Annotated in this window: 6 protein-coding genes; 3 read left to right on the top strand and 3 right to left on the bottom strand. The window is 64.9% G+C overall.

Translation table 11 applies throughout. The features are described from left to right. Nucleotides 1–177: 177 nt before the first annotated feature. Nucleotides 178–954 carry a bifunctional demethylmenaquinone methyltransferase/2-methoxy-6-polyprenyl-1,4-benzoquinol methylase UbiE gene (gene ubiE, locus EOD07_RS19400; RefSeq protein WP_040990181.1) on the bottom strand — a complete coding sequence of 259 codons (777 nt, stop codon included), beginning with the start codon at nt 952–954 and terminating at the stop codon, nt 178–180. 168 nt (nt 955–1,122) lie between these two features. Between ubiE and EOD07_RS19405 the strand changes: the two genes are divergently transcribed. From EOD07_RS19405 to EOD07_RS19415, 3 genes are all read left to right on the top strand, one after another. Continuing rightward, the gene (locus EOD07_RS19405; RefSeq protein WP_127236619.1) at nt 1,123–2,097 is read left to right on the top strand and encodes an adenosine deaminase; all 975 of its coding nucleotides are present in this window, start codon (nt 1,123–1,125) and stop codon (nt 2,095–2,097) included. Between the two features lie 160 nt (nt 2,098–2,257). Then, complete coding sequence (gene upp / locus EOD07_RS19410; protein WP_040990420.1) at nt 2,258–2,887, top strand: uracil phosphoribosyltransferase; 630 nt, start codon at nt 2,258–2,260, stop codon at nt 2,885–2,887. A 205-nt stretch (nt 2,888–3,092) separates the two neighbouring features. Continuing rightward, a complete protein-coding gene (locus tag EOD07_RS19415) occupies nt 3,093–3,659 on the top strand; it encodes a TIGR02281 family clan AA aspartic protease (protein WP_127236620.1) in 567 nt (188 codons plus the stop codon). Between the two features lie 5 nt (nt 3,660–3,664). Here the strand turns inward: EOD07_RS19415 and deoA are convergent, their stop codons facing one another. Together deoA and EOD07_RS19425 are read right to left on the bottom strand one after the other, a co-directional pair. After that, nucleotides 3,665–4,981 (bottom strand): thymidine phosphorylase, encoded by a 1,317-nt coding sequence (gene deoA / locus EOD07_RS19420; RefSeq protein ID WP_127236621.1) that lies wholly within the window; start codon nt 4,979–4,981, stop codon nt 3,665–3,667. Further along, nucleotides 4,981–5,784, bottom strand: coding sequence for a purine-nucleoside phosphorylase (locus tag EOD07_RS19425; protein WP_127236622.1), 804 nt, complete (start codon nt 5,782–5,784; stop codon nt 4,981–4,983). Before EOD07_RS19425 ends, deoA begins: the two co-directional genes overlap by 1 nt. Nucleotides 5,785–5,819 lie beyond the last annotated feature (35 nt).

The raw sequence follows: 5,819 nt of genomic DNA on the forward strand, positions 1-5,819 counted from the left end.
CCGAATTTCGGCATGCCGGAGAGTTCTTCGCCCGGCAACGCCGCGACGACGCCCTCGCGGACCAGCACCCAGCCGGCCCGGGCGAGCCTGAAGGCGGCAGCGACGCTGCTCATAGCCCAACCTGCGTCAAAGAGGGCTGCTTCAAAGGGGCCTGCTTCTGCTGCAAAGGGCCGCGCCTCAAAGCTTCCAGCCGGAATGAAGGGCGGCGATGCCGCCAGAATAGTTGCGGAAGGTGACGCGGTCGAAGCCGGCGCGGGCGATCATCGCCGCGAAATTCTGCTGGTTGGGGAACTTACGGATGGATTCGACCAGATAGGAGTAGGGCTCGCCGTCGCCGGTCACCGCCTTGCCGATCCTGGGGATCGCGTTGAACGACCAGGCTTCATAGGCCTTGTCGAGCAGCGGCATCTCGACCTCGGAGAACTCCAGGCACAGAAACCGTCCGCCGCGCTTCAGCACGCGATAGGCTTCGGCAAGGGCGACCTCGATGCGCGGCACGTTGCGGATGCCGAACGCGATCGTATAGGCGTCGAAAGTGTCGTCCTCGAATGGCAATTCCTCGGCATTGGCTTCGACAAAGTCGGTGTTTGCGGCGAGGCCCTGCTTCTCGGCCCGGTCGCGGCCGACCGCCAGCATGGAGCCGTTGATGTCGAGCACCGTGGCATGGGCCTGGCGCTGGCTGGCCTCGACGATGCGGAAGGCGATATCGCCGGTGCCGCCGGCGACGTCGAGCACCTTCCAGCCCGGCCGCTTCGGCGGGTTCAGCCAGGCGACCATCGCGTCCTTCCACAGTCGATGCAACCCGGCCGACATCAGATCGTTCATGAGGTCGTATCGATTGGCCACCTTATGGAAGACGTCGTTGACCAGGGGCTGCTTCTCGCCTGCCCCGACCTTCCTGAAACCATAGGAGGTTTCCATGCCGCCCGCGGCCGTGGTTCTCTCAACTGACATTATTTTGATCCGTCATAAAACCGGCGGGACCATAGCCGATCGATGGTGCCGACGCTATTGTCCAAGGCGCGGTTTTCGGCCGCGCTTTCAAAACCCGGTCGGGCAAGGTCTTGCATGATTTTCCGGCCAGCACCTGTGCGAGAGCAGCATACCGGACGGGATGACCGCATGATTTTGAAGGCCGAACTGCACTGCCACATCGAAGGCGCGGCGGCGCCCGAGCTCGTCGTCGCCCAGGCTCGCAAATACGGCAAGGATCCTTCGCCCTATATCCAGAACGGCTCCTTCGTCTGGCACGATTTCACCTCTTTTCTCGCGGCTTACGATTTCGCATCCGGCCTGTTCCGCAGCGAAGAGGACTATGCGCGCCTCGCCGACCACTATCTGACCAGCCTCGCCCGCGACGGCGCCATCTATTCCGAGATCTTCACCTCGCCGGATCATGCCAAAAAGGCCGGGCTGTCGCCAAAAGCCTATACGGATGCGCTGGGCGAAGGCATCGTGCGCGCCAGGGCCAAGACCGGCATCGAGGGCCGCATGATCGTCACCGGCGTGCGCCATGTCGGCGTCGAGGCGGTCGAGCAGGCGGCGCGCTTCGCGGCACGCTGCGGCCATCCGCTGGTGACCGGTTTCGGCGTCGCCGGCGACGAGCGCGTCGGCGATTTCGAGGACTATGTGCGCGCCGTCGAGATCGCGCGCGAAGCCGGCCTCGGCATCACCATCCATGCCGGCGAACTGATGGGCTGGGAAAGTGTCAAGGCGGCGCTCGACCACATCCGCCCCTCCCGCATCGGCCATGGCGTTCGCGCCATAGAGAACCCCGACCTCGTCCGCCGCATCGCCGACCAGGGCGTGGTGCTGGAATGCTGCCCAGGCTCCAACATCGCCTTGAAGGTCTTCGACAGCTTCGCCGACCATCCCTTCCCGGCGTTGCGCGCCGCCGGCTGCAAGGTGACGCTCAACTCCGACGACCCGCCCTATTTCTGGACCTCGCTGAAGCGCGAATACGATATCGCCGCCGAGCATTTCCGCATGGACGACAAGGCGCTCACCGCCGTCACCAGGACGGCAGTCGAGGCGGCCTTCGTGGATAGGAAGACCAAGGCGATGCTGCTGAGCCGCCTCGACGCCAGAGGCCGGTGAATGGTGAATGGTGAATGGTGAATGGTGAATGGTGAATGGTGAATGGTGAATGGTTGATTTGCCGGCGCGCTTCGGCGTGTCAAGGCAATCGAAAACCATCAGGACTCGCAAACCCGCTCACTATTCACTATTCACTATTCACCACTCACTGGAGCACATCATGCAGGGCGTCACCGTCGTCGACCACCCCCTTGTCCAGCACAAGCTGACCATCATGCGCAAGAAGGAGACCTCGACGGCCGGCTTCCGGCGGCTGCTGCGCGAGATTTCGCTTCTGCTCGGCTATGAGGTGACCCGCAATCTCGAGCTGACCACGACCATGATCGAGACGCCGATCGAGGAGATGGAGGCGCCGACGCTGGAAGGCAAGAAGCTGGTCTTCGCCTCGGTGCTGCGCGCCGGCAACGGCCTGCTCGAGGGCCTGCTCGACCTGGTGCCGGCCGCCCGCGTCGCCCATATCGGCCTCTACCGCGACCATGAGACGCTGGAAGCCGTCGAATATTTCTTCAAGGCGCCGAGCGATCTTGCCGACCGGCTGGTGATCGTCGTCGATCCGATGCTGGCGACCGCGAATTCGGCGATCGCCGCGATCGACAAGCTGAAGGGGCGCGGCGCCACCAACATCCGCTTCCTGTGCCTGCTCGCCGCGCCCGAAGGGATCGAGCGCTTCACCAGGGCGCATCCCGACGTGCCGATCTTCACCGCCTCGATCGACCGCCAGTTGAACGACAAGGGCTATATCATGCCCGGCCTCGGCGACGCCGGCGACCGCATGTACGGGACAAAGTGAGCGCGTTTCTTAACTGGCCGTTTACGCAAGCTTGCGGTTCCGGCACGAGTTAAAATCATAAAAACCATGGCGGACTTAAGGATGCTGCTTTCGGGAGCAATTCCAGGAAAAGTGTGAAGCGGTTTTCCGTTCGGAATTGCTCCAAAACAAAGGGATAGAGCGGTTCAACGTTTCCTCGAAACGGTGAAACGATCTAGGGGCATCCATGCTGCGCAAGCTTCTCATCCTCGGCATCTTTGCCGGAACCTCGGCTTCGATTCCGATCGTCTATCAGGCTAACCCGCATCTGGTGGACGGCCTCTTGAAGTCGACCGTCGCCCCGCAGCCGACAGCCCCGGAGGCCCAGCCGCAGGTCAATCTCGCTTCGGCCCCGAACAAACCGGCGGCGCCGATGCCGCTCGGCCGCCAGGTGCTGGTCAACGCCGACGCGCGCGGCCACTTCACCTCGCAGTTCAAGCTCAACGGCCGTCAGATCGACGGCATGATCGACACCGGCGCGACATTGGTCGCCATCAACACCTCGACGGCGCGCAGGATCGGCATCTCGCTCAACCCGTCCGACTTCAATCACCAGGTGAACACCGCCAACGGCGCGATCAAGGCCGCCGTGGTGACGGTCGAGCGCCTGCAGATCGGCAAGATCTCCGTCGACAACATTCAGGCGATGGTGCTCGACGACAGGGCGCTGCAAACCAACCTGATCGGCATGAGCTTCCTGCAGCGGCTGCAGAAATACCAGGTTCAGGACGGCTCGCTGCTGCTCGTCCAATAGCCTGATCAGCGAGGCAGTATCCGCCTGAGCACGGTCTTTTCGGCGGGCGGCTTGGAACCCCCGATCGCATAAGCAGCACGCACCGCGGCCGCTGCCGCTTCGGCCTCCGCTTCGGTGCGCGCATGCACCAGCGCCAATGCCTCGCCCGGGCGCAGTTCGGCGCCGACCGGCAACAGCCGGGTCAAACCGACGGCGTGATCGATCTTGTCGTCCGGATGCGAACGCCCGCCACCAAGCGTGACGACGGCAAGCCCGATGTCGCGCGTGGCGATGCCGGTCACGAATCCGTCCTGTTCCGCTTTCACGGCCAGTTCGACCGGCGCCGTCGGCAGGTATTTTTCCGGGTTCTCGACGAAATCGCCGGGGCCGCCAAGCACGGCCACCATCCGCGCGAAGACGGCTGCCGCGCGGCCGCCGGCAAGCGCCTCGGTGGCGCGCCTGATGCCGTCCAGGTTGGACGAGACCAAGCCCGCCGACTGCAGCATCTCGGCTGCCAACGCCAGCGTCACGTCCTCCAGCCGGCGGTCGCGATAACGGCCGGTGAGGAAATCGACAGCATTCTTCACCTCGACCGCGTTGCCGGCGGCCGAGGCCAGCGGCTCGTTCATGCCCGTCACCAGCGCCGATGCGCTCAGGCCGGCGCCGTTGGCCACCTCGACCAGGCTGTTCGCCAGGGCAACCGCATCGCGCGACTTCTCCATGAAGGCGCCGTTGCCGACCTTGACGTCGAGCACCAGCGAACCCAGGCCCGCGGCAAGTTTCTTCGACAGGATCGAAGCGGTGATCAGCGGGATCGATTCGACCGTTCCGGTCACATCGCGGATCGCGTAGAGCCGGCGATCGGCAGGCGCCAGATCGGCAGTCTGGCCGATGATGGCGCAGCCAGCCTCGAGCACCGTCTTGCGGAAAACCGCCACGTCCGGCTGGCTGGTGTAGCCGGGGATGGCATCCATCTTGTCGAGCGTGCCGCCGGTGTGGCCGAGGCCGCGGCCCGAGATCATCGGCACATAAGCGCCGCAGGCGGCGACGATCGGCGCCAGCATCAGCGAGACATTGTCGCCGACGCCGCCCGTCGAATGCTTGTCGGTGACCGGGCCCGGCAGGTCGGACCAGTCGAGCACGTCGCCGGAATCGCGCATGGCGATCGTCAGCGCCACCGCTTCCTCGCGACTCATGCCGTTGAGGAACACGGCCATGGCGAAAGCGCCGACCTGGCCTTCGGAGATGGTGCCGGCCGTCAGCCCGGCGACGAAGGCCGCGATCTCATCGGCCGAGAGCTTGTGGCCATCGCGTTTGCGGCGGATGATCTCCTGCGGCAGCATCAGTCGGGCAGACCGTCCTGGAAGACGCGCCGCAGGATCGTCGCCAGCCGCGCGCCGCCGACCGGCGCCATGTCCTTGGTTTCCTGGTGCGAGAGCTCCGCCCCGGTCATGCCGGCCGCCAGGTTGGTGATGACCGAGCAGGCGGCGACCTTGAGCCCGAGGAAGCGGGCGAGGATGACCTCCGGCACCGTCGACATGCCCACCGCGTTGGCGCCCATGACGCGCGCCATGCGGATCTCGGCCGGCGTCTCGAAGCATGGTCCGGAAAACCACATATAGACGCCCTGATGCAGCGCCGTGCCGGTTGCCTTCGCAGCCTTCTCGATCGCTCCGCGCAAGCCCGCATCATAGGCCTCGGTGAGGCCGACAAAGCGGCGGTCGCTCGGCTCGCCGATCAGTGGATTGGAGCCGGAGAAATTGATGTGGTCGGTGATCAGCATCACCGAGCCCGGTCCCATTTCAGGGTCGATCGAGCCGGCGGCGTTGGTGAGGATCAGATGCGAGATGCCGATGCCGGCAAGCACCTCCAGCGCCGGGCGCATCGCCGCGGCGTTGCCATGCTCGTAATAATGCGCGCGGCCGGACAGCATCAGCACCGGTGTGCCGGCGAAATGCCCGGCAACCACCTCGCCGGCGTGGCCCGAAACACCGCTGCGCGGGAAGCCCGGCAACTCGGCATAGGAGATGCGCCTGGCATCCTTGACCTGGTCGACCAGCCCGCCGAGACCCGAGCCCAGCACGAGCGCCGCCGTCGGCGCCAGCCCGTCCAGCTTCTCGACCAGATGATCCAGCGCTTCCATCATTTCAAGATATCGCCCCTGAAGCCGTAGGGCAGCAT

Source organism: Mesorhizobium sp. M2C.T.Ca.TU.002.02.1.1 (assembly GCF_003997225.1).